18 protein-coding genes and 1 pseudogene are annotated in these 17,319 nt (G+C 60.6%); 5 read left to right on the plus strand and 14 right to left on the minus strand.

From position 1 onward, the window contains the following. Positions 1–6: 6 nt before the first annotated feature. Positions 7–720 (plus strand): ABC transporter ATP-binding protein, encoded by a 714-nt coding sequence (locus B9Y51_RS00450; protein ID WP_048680779.1) that lies wholly within the window; start codon positions 7–9, stop codon positions 718–720. Then, the gene (locus B9Y51_RS00455) at positions 717–2,024 is read left to right on the plus strand and encodes an FtsX-like permease family protein (RefSeq protein WP_158088215.1); all 1,308 of its coding nucleotides are present in this window, start codon (positions 717–719) and stop codon (positions 2,022–2,024) included. The genes B9Y51_RS00450 and B9Y51_RS00455 overlap by 4 nt, the downstream gene beginning before the upstream one ends. A 62-nt stretch (positions 2,025–2,086) precedes the next feature. Here the strand turns inward: B9Y51_RS00455 and B9Y51_RS00460 are convergent, their stop codons facing one another. The 3 genes from B9Y51_RS00460 to ykgO form a co-directional block, all read right to left on the minus strand. After that, positions 2,087–3,550 carry an amino acid permease gene (locus B9Y51_RS00460; RefSeq protein WP_048680908.1) on the minus strand — a complete coding sequence of 488 codons (1,464 nt, stop codon included), beginning with the start codon at positions 3,548–3,550 and terminating at the stop codon, positions 2,087–2,089. A 214-nt stretch (positions 3,551–3,764) separates the two neighbouring features. After that, positions 3,765–4,532, minus strand: coding sequence for an SDR family NAD(P)-dependent oxidoreductase (locus tag B9Y51_RS00465; protein WP_085528419.1), 768 nt, complete (start codon positions 4,530–4,532; stop codon positions 3,765–3,767). 103 nt (positions 4,533–4,635) lie between these two features. Next, the gene (gene ykgO, locus B9Y51_RS00470) at positions 4,636–4,758 is read right to left on the minus strand and encodes a type B 50S ribosomal protein L36 (protein ID WP_048680771.1); all 123 of its coding nucleotides are present in this window, start codon (positions 4,756–4,758) and stop codon (positions 4,636–4,638) included. 75 nt (positions 4,759–4,833) lie between these two features. Between ykgO and B9Y51_RS00475 the strand changes: the two genes are divergently transcribed. Next, positions 4,834–5,889 carry a GTP-binding protein gene (locus tag B9Y51_RS00475; protein WP_085528420.1) on the plus strand — a complete coding sequence of 352 codons (1,056 nt, stop codon included), beginning with the start codon at positions 4,834–4,836 and terminating at the stop codon, positions 5,887–5,889. A gap of 35 nt (positions 5,890–5,924) precedes the next feature. On the opposite strand, the gene B9Y51_RS00480 is transcribed toward B9Y51_RS00475, so the two are convergent. Together B9Y51_RS00480 and B9Y51_RS00485 are read right to left on the minus strand one after the other, a co-directional pair. After that, positions 5,925–7,235 (minus strand): MFS transporter, encoded by a 1,311-nt coding sequence (locus B9Y51_RS00480; RefSeq protein ID WP_048680906.1) that lies wholly within the window; start codon positions 7,233–7,235, stop codon positions 5,925–5,927. 70 nt (positions 7,236–7,305) lie between these two features. Further along, the gene (locus tag B9Y51_RS00485) at positions 7,306–8,517 is read right to left on the minus strand and encodes a M20 metallopeptidase family protein (RefSeq protein WP_238651303.1); all 1,212 of its coding nucleotides are present in this window, start codon (positions 8,515–8,517) and stop codon (positions 7,306–7,308) included. Between the two features lie 246 nt (positions 8,518–8,763). On the opposite strand from B9Y51_RS00485, the gene B9Y51_RS00490 reads away from it, so the two are divergent. Next, complete coding sequence (locus B9Y51_RS00490) at positions 8,764–9,726, plus strand: aldo/keto reductase (RefSeq protein WP_085528421.1); 963 nt, start codon at positions 8,764–8,766, stop codon at positions 9,724–9,726. A gap of 40 nt (positions 9,727–9,766) precedes the next feature. On the opposite strand, the gene B9Y51_RS11285 is transcribed toward B9Y51_RS00490, so the two are convergent. Both B9Y51_RS11285 and B9Y51_RS11290 read right to left on the minus strand, forming a co-directional pair. Further along, a complete protein-coding gene (locus B9Y51_RS11285; RefSeq protein WP_238651317.1) occupies positions 9,767–9,970 on the minus strand; it encodes a sulfurtransferase TusA family protein in 204 nt (67 codons plus the stop codon). A gap of 267 nt (positions 9,971–10,237) precedes the next feature. Further along, positions 10,238–11,290 (minus strand): annotated as a pseudogene (locus tag B9Y51_RS11290) (YeeE/YedE family protein); the annotation flags it as partial. A gap of 458 nt (positions 11,291–11,748) precedes the next feature. Between B9Y51_RS11290 and B9Y51_RS00500 the strand changes: the two are divergent. After that, positions 11,749–12,411 (plus strand): hypothetical protein, encoded by a 663-nt coding sequence (locus tag B9Y51_RS00500; protein ID WP_085528422.1) that lies wholly within the window; start codon positions 11,749–11,751, stop codon positions 12,409–12,411. A 59-nt stretch (positions 12,412–12,470) separates the two neighbouring features. Here the strand turns inward: B9Y51_RS00500 and dnaB are convergent, their stop codons facing one another. The 7 genes from dnaB to B9Y51_RS00535 form a co-directional block, all read right to left on the minus strand. After that, positions 12,471–13,823: a replicative DNA helicase gene (gene dnaB / locus B9Y51_RS00505; RefSeq protein ID WP_048680754.1), complete on the minus strand. Its 1,353-nt coding sequence runs from the start codon at positions 13,821–13,823 to the stop codon at positions 12,471–12,473. 435 nt (positions 13,824–14,258) lie between these two features. Then, positions 14,259–14,672 carry a hypothetical protein gene (locus tag B9Y51_RS00510; protein WP_126855840.1) on the minus strand — a complete coding sequence of 138 codons (414 nt, stop codon included), beginning with the start codon at positions 14,670–14,672 and terminating at the stop codon, positions 14,259–14,261. Positions 14,673–14,830: 158 nt separating this feature from the next. Continuing rightward, positions 14,831–15,280 (minus strand): 50S ribosomal protein L9, encoded by a 450-nt coding sequence (rplI, locus tag B9Y51_RS00515; protein WP_048680749.1) that lies wholly within the window; start codon positions 15,278–15,280, stop codon positions 14,831–14,833. Positions 15,281–15,301: 21 nt separating this feature from the next. Next, a complete protein-coding gene (gene rpsR / locus B9Y51_RS00520) occupies positions 15,302–15,538 on the minus strand; it encodes a 30S ribosomal protein S18 (protein WP_048680746.1) in 237 nt (78 codons plus the stop codon). An 85-nt stretch (positions 15,539–15,623) separates the two neighbouring features. Further along, positions 15,624–16,241, minus strand: coding sequence for a single-stranded DNA-binding protein (locus B9Y51_RS00525; protein WP_085528423.1), 618 nt, complete (start codon positions 16,239–16,241; stop codon positions 15,624–15,626). Positions 16,242–16,327: 86 nt separating this feature from the next. Next, positions 16,328–16,627, minus strand: a complete 300-nt coding sequence (rpsF, locus tag B9Y51_RS00530; RefSeq protein ID WP_030016483.1) for a 30S ribosomal protein S6 — start codon at positions 16,625–16,627, stop codon at positions 16,328–16,330. A 191-nt stretch (positions 16,628–16,818) separates the two neighbouring features. Next, positions 16,819–17,160, minus strand: a complete 342-nt coding sequence (locus tag B9Y51_RS00535) for a TM2 domain-containing protein (RefSeq protein ID WP_085528424.1) — start codon at positions 17,158–17,160, stop codon at positions 16,819–16,821. Between the last annotated feature and the right edge of the window lie 159 nt (positions 17,161–17,319).

The raw sequence follows: 17,319 nt of genomic DNA on the forward strand, positions 1-17,319 counted from the left end.
TGAAGCATGACCACACAACTTGCTCCTCGCCTCAATGCCCAGGGCCTCTTTAAGGCCTTTTCTTCGACCCGTGCTCTCGACAACGTTTCGGTGACGATCCTTCCCGGAGAGTCCGTGGCCATCATGGGACCGTCCGGATCGGGCAAGTCCACCTTGATGCACGTCCTTTCCGGAATCATCACGCCCGACCACGGATCCGTGCACCTGAATCTCGGTTCGGGCCAGGGGCCGATGGATGTCTCACGGATGTCCTCCGAGCAACGGGCCGCGCTTCGACGGGACCGCATCGGCTTCGTATTCCAGGAAGGAATGCTGTTACCAGAGCTCACGGCCCTCGAAAACGTCGCGATGGCGCTCATGGTTTCGGGAGCGTCGCGGCACGAAGCGGAACACGCGGCCTGGCAATGGCTCGGAGCGTTGGGCCTGCAGGGCATGGAAAACCGCCGCCCCGGTCAGCTTTCCGGCGGGCAGGCACAGCGAGTCGCCATTGCCCGCGCTCAGGTCACACGCCCCGACGTCGTCTTCGCCGATGAACCCACCGGAGCGCTGGACAGTGAAACCTCACGGCATGTCTTGTCCGCCCTCCTCGAGTCCACGGCGTCACGAGGAGCCAGCCTGGTGATCGTGACTCACGACCCCGCCGTCGCCGCCAGATGCTCCCGCACCATTCGCTTGCACGACGGCCACATCGCCACCGACCACCAGGGGGATCCGCGATGAACCGCCTTTTTCTCCGTAAGACCTTTGACGACCGTGGAACGTGGGCCCTGCCGGTAGGTGCCTTCATGGCAACCAGCGCCATCTGGTTCACCGTGCTCGGCGGAGCACACCACCTCATGACGATGCCCTATACCTACGGTCTGGGCTACGGGTTCTTTGCCGCACTGGCCCTCATTTTGCTCTTGGTCCCCATGGCGGCGCTGATGTCCTCGGCCGGCCGACTCATGGCGCGTCAACGGGATCGACGCCTCTCGACCCTGCGTCTGTTGGGCGCCTCGCGTCGAAAGATTCGAGGCATTGCGCTCACGGAGGCAGCAGTTTTCTCTGGAACGGGGGTGTTCCTCGGACTGATCGCATACCTGCTTCTCTGCCCGCTCGTGGGACTCATCCATTTCGGCGGACGCGCCATCGGCGCTGGCGGCATGTGGATGGGATTCCCCTTGTTGATTTTGGGAATTCTCGTGCTGATGGGTTTGGCCCTCGGCAGCGCTCTGATGGGCTTGAGTCGTATTCACGTCAGCCCGCTCGGTGTTCGCGCTCGAACCGTGCCTCGGTCGGTTCGCTGGATGAGGCTCATGATCGGCGTTGGTCTGTTCCTCCTGGCCCAAATCGTTTTTGGGGCCCTCAGCGGCGGGATCGGTGGCGCCTTCCTCTTGGTGGGTTTGCTCCTGGTGATTTCCGTTCCTCTGGTGGGAGTGCACTTCCTGGGCCCGCTGGTGCTCAAGTGGGTCGCGTCGTCCCAAGCCAAACGCGCACCCACCGCCGTCAAGCTCATGGCCGCGCGGAACGTGCTGGAGTCTCCACAGGAGATGTGGCGGCAAGTCGGCGGCATCGCGTTCAGCGTCTACCTGGCCGTGGTTGCCGGCTCCGGCGTGGCCCTCCTCAATATGGGCGACACCGGAAAGGTCCCGGCGGAAGAAGTCATTTTCATGCGAGACCTTCAGACCGGAGTAATCGTGGCCCTCACCATTTCCTTCGTGATGGTGGCGGCATCGGTCTGCATCAATCAGACCGCTCAGGTCTTGGACCGCAAGGAGCTTTACCTGGGGCTCTCGCGTATCGGCATGCCCGTGGAAGATCTGAGCCGAATTCGTCAGGTTTCAGTGATGAGGTCCCTGTGGGCGGTGGTGCTGATTTCCATCGGCATTGCTGGCGTCACCATGGCACCCATTATCGGTGCCGCAATTCTCATCAACCCCCTGACGATGCTGACGATCCTCGTGACATTGGGCCTCGGCGTCGTCGTGGTGCGGGTGGCGACGTCCGCGACGAAACCCACGCTACGTCGAGTCGCTCAGGCCTGAGTTCGGCATAGCGTCGCGCGCCTTTGGGACCGCCATACCCCGGCCCCGAAGGCGCGCTTCGCTCAGTCTTGTTCCTTGTTCTCGAAGTGAGTGCGGACTTCGTGGGGTGAAACCTGGGGGATCTCCGCAGTCAGGGGGCGCTTCTGCCGAATCAGACGTCGCTTGACGAACTGCCACGCCACGGCCAAGAAAATGAACCACAACGGGCTCAAATACGCCGCAATCCGGGTGTCCTCGCTAAGCGTCAGCGTGAATGCGATGAACACGAAGAAGGCCAGGACAAACCAGGGCGCAATCCTCGAGAGCGGCATCTTGAATCCCGAAGCTCGGTGCACGTCTGGATGCCGACGTCGATACAGGATGTAGCTGACCACGATGGATCCCCACGTGAAGAGGATATCCGCGGAACAAATCGAGCTGACGACGGTAAAGGCCTGGGTCAGCGCGTCCCCACCGAGCAAAAGAGGAATCGCGGCGAAGAGAAACACCGTGGTGAAGAAAACGGCCTTCATGGGCACGCCGCGACGGGTCGTCATGTTGAGGGCGCTGGGCGCGTGCCCATCCTTCGAGAGCCCAAAAGCCATGCGTGTAGCGGAATATACGCCAGAATTCGCGCTCGACGCCGCGGAAGTCAGCACCACGAGGTTGACCACGAAGGCGGCCCCCGCGAATCCCGCATTGCCGAACATCGTGGTGAAAGGGCTCTGCTCCGGATCGATGTGATCCCACGGGGTGACCATCATGATGACGGACAGCGAACCGAGATAGAAGATCACGATGCGTAGAAGAATCGAGTTGATGGCCCGCGGTAGATTCCGGTGAGGGTTTTCCGTTTCAGCGGCGGTTGTCCCTACAAGCTCCATGCCGATGAAGGAGAAAATCGCCAGCTGGAAACCCAGCATGAAACCGGTGAGCCCGGTCGGGAAAATTCCGCCATGGCTCCACAAGTTTGATACTGCGGCTTTGGTTCCGTCGCCGTTCTCGTAGCCGCGAAGAATCAGCACGATGCCCACGAGGATGAGGGCCAGGATCGCGACGATCTTGATGATGGCAAACCAAAATTCCGTTTCCCCGAAGGCCTTGACCGGCTGCAGGTTGAGAGCGATGAGCCCTACCGCGGTCAACAGCGCGGGCAACCACACGGGAACGCTCGGCCAAAAGTATTGAACGTACGCGGTGATTGCGACGAGGTCGGCCACACAACCGACCACCCAGGAAAACCAGTAATTCCACGAGACCATGAAGCCAGCCCACGGCCCAATGTTGTCTTTGGCGATGTCTCCGAATGTCTTGTAATTGAGATTCGAGAGGAGCAATTCCCCGAGGGCGCGCATCACGAAAAAGAGGAAGAAACCGATCACCGCGTAGACCACCAACAGGCCCGGTCCGACGACGTGGGTGAGTTTTCCGGAGCCAAAGAACAGGCCGGTGCCAATCGCTCCGCCAATGGCGATGAGCTGGAGGTGCCTGTTCTTGAGGCCGCGTGACAGGTTTTCGGTGGGTGCAGCGGTCGAGGGATCGCTCATGGTCAACCTCTTCAGGGGAATGGAAACCGCGGAGTAAGTGATTGACATTACATCACGTCGGGCACTCCACACCAAACCACAAACCGACCCAGAACTCCGCGCCCTGGGACCCCGCACTTGCCCACGGCGTAGCCACCGTTCCATCTCCGGCACCCCGGGTGGCCATTTCTTATGAGCGGGGTGATCGAAAAGGTGGCAATGGGCGACTTTCGGCTTATTTCGGCCCACGTGATTGTGTCGCGATACCGGCAATCTTCAACACGAGTTTTTTCGGGATAAACGCGGCGCCCTTGGCCACCATCCGATTAGCGAACCCGTCGACAAAGCTCGGGTTCTTTCCGTTGAGGTGTTCAAAGAGCGCGTCCGCAAATTGGCCCGTGGTGCGTAGCCGCCCGACCTGCGCCTCGGTCCCGGCATGGTCAAAGAATTCCGTCCGTGTCGGCCCGGGGCAGGCCGCGATTGCCCTAACGCCATGCGGCCTCACCTCGGCCCACAGAGCCTCGGTAAAGGAGAGCACGAAGGCCTTCGTCGCGGCGTAGACCGCAAGATTGGGCACTGGTTGCCACGCCGCGGTGGAGGCGATGTTTATGATCATCCCGCTCCCCCGCTCGATCATGGGCTCCAGAAAACGCCGCGTTAAGCCGACCAAGGTCAGGCAATTCAGGCGTATTTCTTGCTCGAGAAGCTCGGGATCCGCGTCGACCACCGTGCCGCCATTTCCGAACCCGGCATTATTCACGAGGGTGTCCACGCGCCGGGTCGACAGCCTCTCCCACAGCTCCCCGGCGGCGGAGGACTCGGACAGGTCCATCTCCACGATCTCGACGCCGACGTGGTGTTCTCTCTCAAGCTCCTCGGCGAGCGCCTCTAGCCGCTCTCGTCGTCGTGCGACCAAGATCAATTGGTCACCTTGCCGCGCAAAACGACGAGCAAGTTCCGCGCCGATCCCGGAGGACGCACCGGTGATGAGGGTCGTGGACATGTGGTTCCTTCCGTTGCCAGAGGTGCCTGGGTGTTCCGGCACCTCTCTCATTCTGCGCCCTACACGGGGGCGAGTCACGACCACGGCAACGGAGTTTCTTCCGTTATTTCTGGCGTCCCTTCATGCGCGGATTCTGCTTATTAATCACGTAGACGCGCCCCTTGCGCCTTACCACCTTGGCTCCGGGCTGGTTCTTGAGGGACCGGACGGATGCTCTAACCTTCATGATGCTCCTTGTTGATAATGATTCGCATTCACATAGTACAGTAGTCGAAACACCCGACATCAAAGGAGTCATGGCATGGAATCGACCGTTACCGTCGTCGTGGGTTCCTGCGTGCCGGAACGTGGCGGCATCGCACACCGACTGGCCCGGGCCACCGGAAGCGAGATCATTCATGCGGAACGATTGGCGGTAGCGAAGGATCCGGTGCGTGAGGCTACGTCTCTCATCCCCTGGATCACGCCTCAGGACGTGGTGGTCGAATACCCGATGCAGGCCCCGATTCGGTCGGTCATCGGCTCGCTCGTCGACCCGGAAGAGCCCACCCAGTTGGCCGAGGTCGTGTGCGTGCTCGACGCCGTACATTTCTTCAGCGAGCTAGAGCGCACCGACCAGGTCGAGTACCTGGAATTCCACCACGGCACGCCCTTCACGGCGAGCTCCGCCCGCGCGCTCTTAACCGTGGAACAGATCGAGTATTGCTCCACGGCCCTGTTGGTCAACGCGGAACAATTGCCGGAACAGGACGTGGAGATCATCCGGGCGATCATCGCGGAGTTGGCGCCGTGGGCACAGGTGGTTCTCGACGACGGCACCTGGCAACCTTCCCGCACCCGCGAAAATCCCATTCCCAAGGCGCAAGATCCCGCCGGGTACTACGACGCCGTCCAGATCCGACCCGGGTGGATCGCCTACCTGAACGGCCTGCACACCGCCCAGTACCGCCACCCGCGCGTCGCCTCCATGCGGTACACCAATCCGCGGCCGTTCCACCCGATGCGACTACAGCGGGCCTTGGACGAGCACCTCGAACCGGGTTCCGCAGGCAAGATCGTTCGCTCCTGCGGTTTCTGCCGCCTAGCGAGCCGGCCGGGCATTACCGCGGCGTGGTCGCACACCGGTTCGGTCATGGCGATCGACCCCTTGGCTCGAGACGAGGCCACTCCAGGAGAACCCCTGAGTTTCGGTCAGGACATCGTCTTCACAGGATTCGATCTCCGGCCTACCGAGCTGACGCAGGCCCTCGACGACGCGGTGCTGTCCGATAGCGAGCTCATGACCGACCCTGACGAATGGCACCTTCTCCCCGACCCCTTCCCTGCATGGGTCACGGTCCGCGAGCGCTTCGAATGAGATCCGCCCCGTGCAAGGGCGCGGGGCTCGAGGACTTACCCTCGGAGATCCTTGCCCTTGGTCTCGGGAAGAGTCAGAACCGTCAGCGCGGAAATGATCAGCAGGATCATCGAGTAGATCGCGAACTTGTAGGGGTCCCCGATCCACGTCAGAACGTATCCTGCGGTCCCGCCGAACACCGCGATAGCCACCGAATACGGCACACCGAAACCTGCGGTGCGCTGATCCGTCGAAAACATCTCGGCATAGGTCGCCGGCGCGTGGCCCAGGAATGCGGCCAGGAAGATCAGCTGTACGCAAATCGCGAGAACCAACTGCCAAAGTTCCCCGCCGGAGACGAGCTTGATGAGCGGTATGTAGAACAGGAAGCACCCCGCCATGCCGGCCACGATGCACGGCTTACGTCCGATCTTGTCCGAGGCCCAACCCCACACCGGCAGGGCCAGAATGAAGACGACGTTGCCGATCAGCGACGCCGTGAAGGCATCCTGCGGTGTATAGCCGAAGGTCGTCGTCGCCAGGGAAGCCATAGTCACGGACCAGATGTAGTAGGCCACCGTGAGCCCCGCGGTCACCCCGATCACCTGAAGCCCGGTGCGCCAATTTTTGAAGACGGCGACCACGATGTTCTGTTTCCGCACTTCCTGACGTTCGACCGCTTCCATGTGTTCGGTGAACACCTCGGACTCCTGGAGCGAAGAACGAATCCAAATGGCGACGACGCCCAACAACGCACCGACCAGGAACGGAATGCGCCAACCCCATGCGCCCATCTGCTCTTCCGTGAGCAGCCCTTGGAGCAGGAGACCTAACCCCAGGCCGCAAAGCAAACCGAGCGTACCGGTCACGTAAATCGAACTCGCGAAGAGGCCGCGCTTGTCCCGCGGGGCGTGCTCGGCCAAATACGTTTGGGCCGCAGGCAATTCGCCTCCGTGGGAGAGCCCCTGAATCAGGCGTCCGACCAGCAACAACGCCGAAGCCAGCCATCCCACCTGGTCGTAGGTGGGGCAGGCCGCAACGATCAGCGAGCCGACCGACGCACTGACCACGGCAAGGGTCAGAGAACGCTTCCTCCCCCACCGGTCACCGAGAAACCCGAAGAGGACGCCGCCGAAGGGGCGGGCCACGAAGCCCACGGCGAAGATGGCCATCGTTTCGAGGAAGGCCGACTGCGGGTTTTCGCTATTGAAGACCTGCGTGGAAAAGTACACGGCAAAACTCGCGTAAATGTTCCAGTCGAACCATTCCAAGGCGTTGCCGATGCCGGTGCCGAACAAGGTCTTGAGGTTGGATTGACCACCGGTGGTGGGTCGGGTCGCCGTCTCGGCGGGACTTGCTGAGCTCACGGTGGGATCCTTTCGCGAGGGCTCGGGTGCGGTGATGTCGGACGTCGTCGACCTCAAGTGGCCAGGGAGGTCATGAGGTGAGTCGGCCCAGGGCGAGGTCCGCCAGGAGGCGGGAACAATCCCCTAGAACGGAATCGTCGTAGGTCGCGAACGGAGAGTGATTGAAGGGCGCCGTCTGATAGTCCTTCTCCGGGTCGACGGCCGCGACGAACGCGAACGCCCCCGGTATACGTTCCAGGATCTTGGAGAAGTCTTCCGAGGCGCCGACGGGGCGGTCCAGCTCGGTCCAGCGCCCCGGGAAGGACCGCTCGCTGACGTCGGCAAGATAAGCGGATTCGTCGTCGTGATTCATCGTCACGGGGTAGAGCTTGCGGGATTCGATCTCGCAAGTCGTGCCGTGTGCTGCCGCGATGCCGTTGAACAACCGGGTGAGGCTGTCCATGAGACGATCACGGGTTTCCGGGGTGAAGGCGCGTAGCGTGAACTTGGCCGTGGCGTGATCCGGAATCACGTTGGCGGCCGAACCTGCAACCACGCTGCCGCACGTCGCCACGACGGGCTCGAAGATGTCGAATTCGCGGGTCACCAGCACATGGGATTGGGTGACCATTTCCGCGGCGATCGGCACCGGGTCCAGAGCCTTGTGAGGAGCCGATCCGTGACCACCGCGACCATGCACCCGCACGATCATCGTGTCGGAGGAGGCCATGAGGGGGCCGGGGCGAGCGGTGATGGTTCCGGCGGGGTACTGGGCTGACCACACGTGCAATCCATACGCGTGGTCGGGAAGTCGGCCGGCGGCTTCCAGGAGGCCCTCGTCGATCAAGTGCTGAGCGCCATCCCAACCCTCTTCACCGGGTTGCAGGAAGAAGACGACGTCGCCGGCCAATTCTTCGCGAACGGCATGCAGTGCCCGGGCCGCGCCCACGATCCCCGCCATGTGCATGTCGTGGCCGCATCCGTGCATCGCGCCGTTGCGGGAAGCCCAGCTCAGCCCGGTTTCCTCGGTGACGGGCAGGGCGTCCATGTCGGCCCGGAGCAGAACGATCGGACGCTCGGCCAAGGGCGTGGCCGCACCCCGTCCGCCCCGAAGCACTGCCACAAACCCGGAGACCTCGTTGGCGTCCGTGATCTCCATGTCGAGCGCCTCAAATTCCTGGCGCACCCGTGCCGTGGTCTGCGGCAAGTGGAGGCCGGGCTCCGGGATCTGATGAAGTTCCCGCCTCAACGCCACCATTTCGGCGGCGTGCTCGGACACAGCGGACGAGATCACTTCGGTCACTTTCGACATAATGCGGCGGCCATTCCTCACAAAGACGACGAGTTGAAGAACAGAAAACGCACCCCGCATATGAGGTGCGTCTCCCAAGTTTGTGTTTTACCTTACCCAAGCAAGTTTGCCATGCAATGTTGTGACAAGAGGTTGAGCGAGCGCCTGTCGCCCGGAATATCCACCACGCGCGGGGGTGTTGTGAGGAATGTGTGGCGGTCGCATCCACGCTTCCGGCCCAACAACGAAGGAGCAATCATGGCAGACCTACGACGCATCCCCCGCACCGATCTTTCGGTGTTCCCTATCAATCTGGGCGGCAACACGTTCGGTTGGACCTCCAACCGAGAGGAATCCTTCGCCGTCCTGAACGCCTTCACCGAAGCCGGCGGCAACTTTATCGACACCGCGGACGTGTACTCCGCGTGGGCCGAAGGCCATACCGGCGGTGAATCCGAAACCGTTCTCGGCGAGTGGCTGACCTCTCGCGGTCGACGTGACGACGTCATCATTGCGACCAAGGCCGGCCAGCATCCCGAACATTCGGGGCAAGCACGGGATACCGTGCACGCCGCCGTGGATGATTCCCTACGCCGCCTGCAGACCGATCACATCGATGTGTACTACGCGCATTTCGACGACGAATCGGTCGCCATCGAGGATCAGGCAACAACTTACGACGAGATCGTCCGCTCCGGGAAGGCCCGGAATATCGGCCTCTCGAATTATTCTCAGGAACGCATGACCCGGTGGTTTGAATTCGCAACCGCCGAAGGCCTGAGCGTTCCGGTGGCAATTCAGCCGCATTACAACCTGTTGAAGCGGCGGAGCTTCGAGCAGGATTATGCTCCGATCGCGAGGAAGTTCGATACGGCGATATTTCCTTACTTTGCTCTCGCCTCAGGGTTCCTGACGGGCAAATACCGCTCCGCGCAAGACTTGGACGGCGCGGCCCGCAAGAGCATGATCGACGACTATTTCTCTGAAGCGAGCATCGACGAGGGGTTGGCCGTGGTCGACGCTCTCAACGACGTGGCGCAGCATCACGATGCGAAGATCACCTCGGTTGCCCTCGCCTACCTGCTAGCGAAGGGCGTCACGGCGCCCATTGCTTCCGCGCGAAACACCGAGCAGCTCGCAGACGTGCTTGCAGCGGCCGATCTGAAGATCGAGCAGGCGGAAGTGCAGAAACTCGACGCGGCGTCGGCGACTTTCGCCTAAGAATTCTCATGGCGGGGAGGGGCCACGTGAAACCCGCCGATTACCCTTTTCGAAGGGTAATCTGCCAGCTGGCCTCTCCCCGCTCCTGGAAGTCCGTCACCTCGTGGCCATCTTCGGCGGCCCAATGCGGTATCGCCTCGGTCGCCTGCGTGCAATCGAAATCGATGACCAAGTGGTCCCCGCTAGACAGCGTCGCCATCACATCCTTCGCCTCGATGAGGGGGAACGGGCATACGGCGCCCAAGGAGTCGAGCGCGAAGTAACCACCGCCAAGGTCACGCGCCTTCGTCGAGACCTGCGGCGCCTTGACCGCGAGCGCACCAGGCGCCGTCGCGAATCCCGCAAAGGGCGCCGTGCCGCCTGAAGTGGGCTGGTTTTCGATGTCGTCGGATCCTGCCGCCCCTCCGAGACTCTGATCGGTGGAATACGCATCTGCCGTAGCCGGTTGCGATGCCTTGGATCCAGCCGTGGAGGGCTTGAGCCACAATTTGGCGCCCAGGCCCACACCTAACGCGATGAAGACCAGGGCCACCCACCCTTGAAAACTGAACAGGCTGGTTTGCACCATGCCGTTACCGACGGTGCAGCCCCCGGCCCACGACGCACCGACGCCCATCATCACGCCGCCGACCACGGATCGGGTGGCTGTCACGGCGTCGGGAACGCGAACCCGGAATTCACCGGTAGCCTTGGCGGCCACGAGGGCACCACCGAACAGACCGAGCACCAACATCACGCCCCAGTCGATCGACGACCCGTCACCCGTGGCGATGAACTTCACCACGTTCGACGACGGCGAGGTAATTCCCAATCCGTCGTTGCGTCCGGCAGCCGCGGATAGGGGCCACGCGACGACGCCGAGAATTCCCACCAGCACGGCGGCGACGTAAAAGTGGAGGGGCCGCTTCCACCGTGCACGTCCGCCAAGGCTCGCGGGGCGTACGGACTGTCGCTCCCGTTTGAGGAAATGACGCACCATCAGCACCGTGACGGCCACCAAAATAATCACGAAGGGCCACGGTGAGATTCCGAGGGCTGCAGGAATCGTCGTGAGTCCCGTGTCCCACGACTTCAAGCTGGTATTGAGATCGCCGAGGGCGCCCTTCTTCATCGCTGCCGAAGACAGCGCGTACATTGCCAGCGCAAGCCACGACCCCACGAGACCTTCGGCCGCGCGGTACCACGTCCCCGAGGCACACCCTCCCGCGAGGATGATCCCCATGCCGAAGAGCAGCCCACCGACCACCACGGCTGCGGGTGCAAAGGTCGGATATTCGGGCGAAATCACGCCGACGCCAGTGAGCACCGCAATACCGACGGCGTGCACCGCGATCACGATCATCAAAGCGGTGAACGTGCGCCAAGACCGCAACAGGAAAATGTCTCGGAGCATCCCCGTCACGCAGAATCGCCCACGCTGCAAGACGACACCCAAGAGGGCTCCCACGATCAGGCCAGTGAATATCATGCGGTTCGGTACTTTCTCAGTCGGTGCAGTGATGCGTACCGACGAAGCTACTCGTGGACGGCCGGAGGCACCTAAGGGACGGTAACCCGGCGTCATCGTGCGTTGTGCTTATTCGGGCCGAGTTCACGAGCGGGAATGGCGACGACGGAAACGACGAGCCGACCCTTTCCATCTGATGGGGCACCGGACAAGGGTTTAATAGGTCACCCATTCCTAAAGGCCTTCATGCCGTCGTCACGAAATTATTAAACTTCAAATATAAAACTCACCGTATTCCGAAAACGATTCGTATTCATCATGGCCCTGGATCGCCAGCAGTGCAGTGTTAGAGATTTCTTTCAAAGCCACCTTTCGAGGCCAGGATTTTTTCACCCGTTACTTATTCGTGACCACAGCATCAGTTTGATAATAATTTCAAGAATTCCTTGTTTTGCGCCTCACGATTCGGGAGGGTACATAGTGTCATCCACAAATGATGGGAAACACCAACGACTCGGAACCACAGTCGAGTCTCTTCTAGATTCGGCGGACCGAGATGAGAGGAATGGACCACCATGAGGACAACGAAATCACACCACTTCACATCAGCCCTAGCCGCGGGTGGCGGCGCCTGCCTCCTGGCAGTCACGCTCGCCGCCGGAACCCCAGCCCTGGCAGAAGGCACAGATGCTCCACAGGCTTCGACTCAACAAGAAGCATCCCCCCAGTTGCCCACGATTGAGGACACCTGGAGCGGAACGTGGAACGAAACGACACGCCAAGTCGTTAACCATCCGAAGTTTGGCGAGCTCGAGATTCGCACCTACTTCTTGGGTACTCCGCCAACGGACACTTCCCTAGCACAAGGCGCAGTGGGATATGCGGTGTACCAGAACGGTCGTGCCGTGGGCTTCTCCCAAGACAATGGCACCAGTTCCGTGCCGCTGACTGACGGACAGCCGGACAGTGTCACGGCCGTCAACTTCGCGGACACCAACGTGGACCGTGAGGGCAATGTCTATTTCACGTCGGGAGCGTCCGTCGTCGTCTTGCGTCCCACGGACAATGGGTATACGGCGAATCAGACCCTGCCGAACGACGTCAATCAATTGTTCACCGACGCCCTCGAACTGAATATTAACGAAGACGGCGTGGCCTCAATTGTCGCCATAGACGAAAACGGAGTGGCCCAGAAATACACCATGAAGGGCGGCCACTTCTCCGTCACGCCAGCATAAACCGGCGATTCCGGAACGTGGGGCGCTCACTTGCCAGTGGGCGCCCCACATTACGTTGCTTAGAAACCGCCGTCGTTGGCCATGTTGGCAAAGCGTGAATAATGGCCCTGGAATGCGACGGTAATCGTTTTGGTTGGACCGTTACGGTGTTTCGCCACGATCACGTCTGCCTCACCGGCACGCGGCGATTCCTTGTCGTAGATGTCCTCACGGTGAAGCAGGATCACCATGTCGGCGTCCTGCTCGATGGAACCACTCTCACGCAGGTCAGAAACCATCGGCTTCTTGTCATTTCGTTGCTCTGAACCACGGTTAAGCTGCGACAGCGCAATGACCGGGACTTCGAGCTCCTTGGCCAAGAGCTTCAACGAACGCGAAAACTCGGAGACTTCCTGCTGACGCGATTCCACGCGCTTGCCGGAGGACATGAGCTGCAGGTAGTCGAGCACCACCAGCTGCAAATTATTCTTCTGCTTGAGACGCCGACACTTGGCCCGAATCTCCATCATGGACATATTCGGAGAGTCATCGATGAACAGCGGCGATTTGTCCATCCGGCCCATCACTTCGGCGATCTTGGACCACTGGCTATCCTCCAGCGAGCCTCGGCGCAGGTCGGAAAGGTTCAGGGAGGCCTCGGCGGAAAGGAGCCTCATGGCGATTTCGTTGCGGGACATCTCCAAGGAGAAGATCACCGCGGCCTGATTGTGGTGAATTGCGGCGGATCGAGCGATATCTAACGCTAGCGTCGACTTACCCACGGCCGGACGGGCGGCCACGACGATCATCTGTCCACCCATGAGTCCATGAGTTAGCTCGTCCAACTCGTAGAATCCCGTCGGAACGCCCTGCATGCCGTCGGTCTTGTCCCCGTTGGCTTCGATCTCTTCGACGGTTTCGCCGATGATCTCTTTGAGGATGACGTAGTCCTCAGACGTTCGGCGTTCAGCGACCTGGTACACCTCGGCCTGCGCCTGGTTCACGACGTCGTCGACCTCGCCGTCCTGCGAATAGCCCAGTTGGACGATCTTGGTGCCGGCCTCCACCAGACGACGCAGAACGGCGCGTTCGCGGACGATTTCCGCATAGAAACCGGCATTGGCGGCCGTGGGAACGGACGAAATTAGCGTGTGCAGATACGCCGCACCGCCGACTCGACTGAGCTCTCCCCGCTTTGTCAGCTCATCCGCGACGGTAATCGCGTCAGCGGGTTCGCCTTTGCCATAGAGATCGATGATCGCGTCGTAAATCGACTCGTGCGCGGGGCGGTAGAAGTCGACGCCCATGAGAACCTCGACGACGTCTGCGATGGCATCCTTGGACAACATCATGCCGCCGAGCACAGATTGTTCGGCCACGTTGTCCTGGGGTGGGGTCCGCCCGCCGTCGTGTTCTTGGACCGCTTCAGACATCGATTCGTGACTCCTTTTCTTCACCGCTGCTACCCCAGCCTACTGACTCTTGTACGCCGTGGAAGCCGTCCGACAGTCCGGTTTCCGGCCTGACACAACTCATCTTGTGGATAACTTGTGCAAAAGCGAATCCCTCTTGTGGACCCTCTGGGGATATCGGTGTGGATAAACAAATTTGTAGTACCGAAATCCGCGAAATATCAGGGATTATCCCATGCACAGGCTGTGGATAACTGCCCTAATTTTTCGAAGATTCACCCCTCACGTGAGGGTTGAAGGTTTGGTTTCGAGTGATTTTCGCCGAGTTATCCACAGGCGGGAGGTCCACCTGTTGATAACATTGTGGGCTTCGAAGTCATCACACGGCTCATCCAGTAGCCCGTAAGGCTTGGTGTTTGGGCATGACGACTTCACTTTGTGGTGAGCGTCGGTTTCCTACGCCACGCCGTTCATCGCGACCATCAGGAGAACCAACGGGTTAGTGGCCACGGAGATCAGCAGCAGGATGATGTTCAGGGCCTTGCGGCGTCGATATTTAAAGAGGCCAAAGAGGGCCAAGAAGCTCGCGAAGGCTGCAGCAATGGCCGATACGACCAGGCACACCAGGAAGAACCCGAGGACAGTGGACGTCGATCCAGTGTTCCCCGCGAGGAATCCGAGAACGATCAAGACGATGGAAGCGACCCAGAAGCCTGTGGCGATAACTAGCAATTTCGTGCTGGGCAACAACGGAAAGCGATTGCTCTTCCGTCCGATCCTTTTGAACCGACCCGGGGTCTGTGAAGCGCCGGTCTCGTCGGCGTCTTCCCACATCGCTTCCCATTCGGACTGCTTACTCGTTGGGGCCATTCCTTCATCCTTCCACGGGAATCTGACCGTGTTCTGAATCGTCAGTTCGTGACATACAACGAAGCCCGGTACCCCTCCCAAGGGGAGAGACACCGGGCTTCGTTCGATGCTCACGCTACGGTCTCACACAAGGTGTTCCACGGCGTGGTCACCAGCATCTAGGATGCGACGACGTCGATCTCGATGCTGGCAACGACATCTTCGTGGAGACGAACGGCCACGGTGTGGCGTCCGGTCCGCTTGATGTTCTTCTCGATGGTCACGGCGCGCTTGTCGACCGAGCCAAGGCCTGCGGCCTGGATGGCGTCGGCGATAGCGGCCGGCTTGACCGTACCGAAGAGACGACCCTCGGCGCCGGCGTTCACCGGAACCGTGACCGTTGCGGCCGAGAGCTTCTCGGCCTGAGCCTGGGCGTCCTCGAGGTTGTGCTGCGCACGAGCCTCGCGGGCCTTACGGATCGACTCGATCTGGCGTTCGCCGCCCTTGGACCACACGGTCGCGAGGCCGCGGGGCATGAGGTAGTTGCGAGCGTAGCCGTTCTTGACCTCAACGACGTCGCCAGCGGCACCGAGGCCGCTGACTTCCTGAGTCAGAATAATCTTTGCCATGTTCTTCTACTCTCCTTCTCTTTAGCGGCCAGCGCCGGAGTAGGGCAACAGGGCAACTTCGCGGGCGTTCTTAATGGCCTGAGCGATCTTGCGCTGCTCCTGAACGGTCACGCCGGTGACGCGACGCGCACGGATCTTGCCGCGGTCGGAGATGAATTTACGCAGGAGAGCGACATCTTTGTAGTCGATCTCGGTGACTTCAGCAGCCTTGAGCGGGTTCTGCTTTGGTTTGGGCTTACGGATTTCAGCCTTAGCCATCGTGGTGCTCCTTCAGTGTTGTGGAGCCCGCGGATTTCACACCGCGGGATGGGTTAATACATGGATCGGAAGGTTGCGCCTCGGTTTAGAACGGCGGTTCGTCGTCCTGGCCAGCACTCCAGTCGTAGTTTCCACCGGAGTTCTGACCCCAGGGATCCGCCGCGGGAGCCTGCTGGCCACCCCGCTGGTTTCCACCCTGGTTAAAACCGTTGCCGCCGTACCCGTTGGAGCCGCCGAAGTTTCCTCCGGTACCTCCCTGGGCACCACCCGCAGCTTGGCCTTGACCGGTGTTTCCACCGTATCCGCCCTGGCTGCCCCCGAAGTTTCCTCCTCCGGAGCGCTGGTTACGGTTGACCGACGCGGTGGCGAAGCGGAGCGAGGGGCCGATTTCATCGACATCCAGCTCCATCGAGGTGCGGCGCTCGCCCTCCTTGGTTTCATACGACCGTGCTTTGAGACGACCCTGTGCGATCACACGCTGTCCCTTGGTGAGGGACTCGGCGACGTTCTCCGCAGCCTCGCGCCAGATCGAGCAACGAAGGAACAAGGCTTCTTGATCCTTCCACTCGCCGCTCTGACGGTCGAAAGTTCGCGGAGTCGAGGCGATCGTGAAGTTCGCGACCGCGGCACCCGAGGGGGTGAACCGCAGTTCAGGGTCGCCGGTGAGGTTTCCGACAACCGTGATGATGGTTTCTCCAGCCATCATGACCTCCTGAGTCGTATTGAATAGTGCTTCCAGTCAACCACCGGTTCCTGCCCCATGGGACGGTTCCGGCGCAATTGTGGAAACTAGGAGATCTTCTGCTCTTCCGGGCGGATGATCTTGGTGCGCATGATGGACTCGTTCAAGTTAAGAACGCGGTCCAGTTCCTTGGCGACGTCCGGCTCGGACGTGAAGTTGACGACGGCGTAAATGCCTTCGGTCTTCTTCTGGATTTCGTATGCCAGACGGCGACGGCCCCAGATGTCGATGTTCTCGATGGTGCCGTTGTTCTTACGGACCACATCGAGGAACTTGTTGAGGGTCGTCTCAACGGCGCGATCGTCAACCTCGGGGTTAATGATGGCCATGAGTTCGTATTCACGCATGTTTGAACCCACCTCCTTTGGTCTTTGGCGGCTACGGTATTTCCGTAGCAGGAGGTTCGCATGTGCGTTGCCTGATCACTCGGGGATTGACCGAGTCGACACAGACCTACACGACTTTACAGCACCCGCTATCTAAAGAGCACCCCTCTGGGAGCCATGTCACCCGCCTGGGCGCGCGGCGTCGTCGGGCCCTAGAAGCGGCGGTTGTTCAGACGGGCCGTCTCCCCCGCGTTAATAAGGCCCACACGGAAGGGCATTGTGAAGAGGTCGATGAACATCAAGAGCCCCAAGATTCCAAAGAATATATAGCCGATAAGGATCGGCGCGAGGAGCCATCCCAGTCCGTGAAGGATCAGGTAGAAGACTCCCATGAAGGGTGCGCGCAGGTAGAACTTGTGGATACCGAAAATGCCCAAGAAGAACCAGAGCACGTAAGAGAGCACCAGACTCTTCCTCACCACATATACCGGCCGCGCACTGCCGTTGGAATTGATGTACTGCGGCGAATGGTGCTCGGGCTGCGGGTGGCTCATGGCTACTCCTCAATTCGGTCCAATATCCCCGCAGGCTACGGGATTACTAGATTATCGGTCGGCATGGTTGGGGTGGCATCCTGGCGCTTGATTTTCGCGATGCGTGGACGATTCGCTCCGCTTCGGCACCTGGAGACACCGATGGCGACGGTGAAACAC

The organism is Kocuria massiliensis (genome assembly GCF_900169715.1).
Taxonomy (GTDB): Bacteria; Actinomycetota; Actinomycetes; order Actinomycetales; family Micrococcaceae; genus Rothia; species Rothia massiliensis.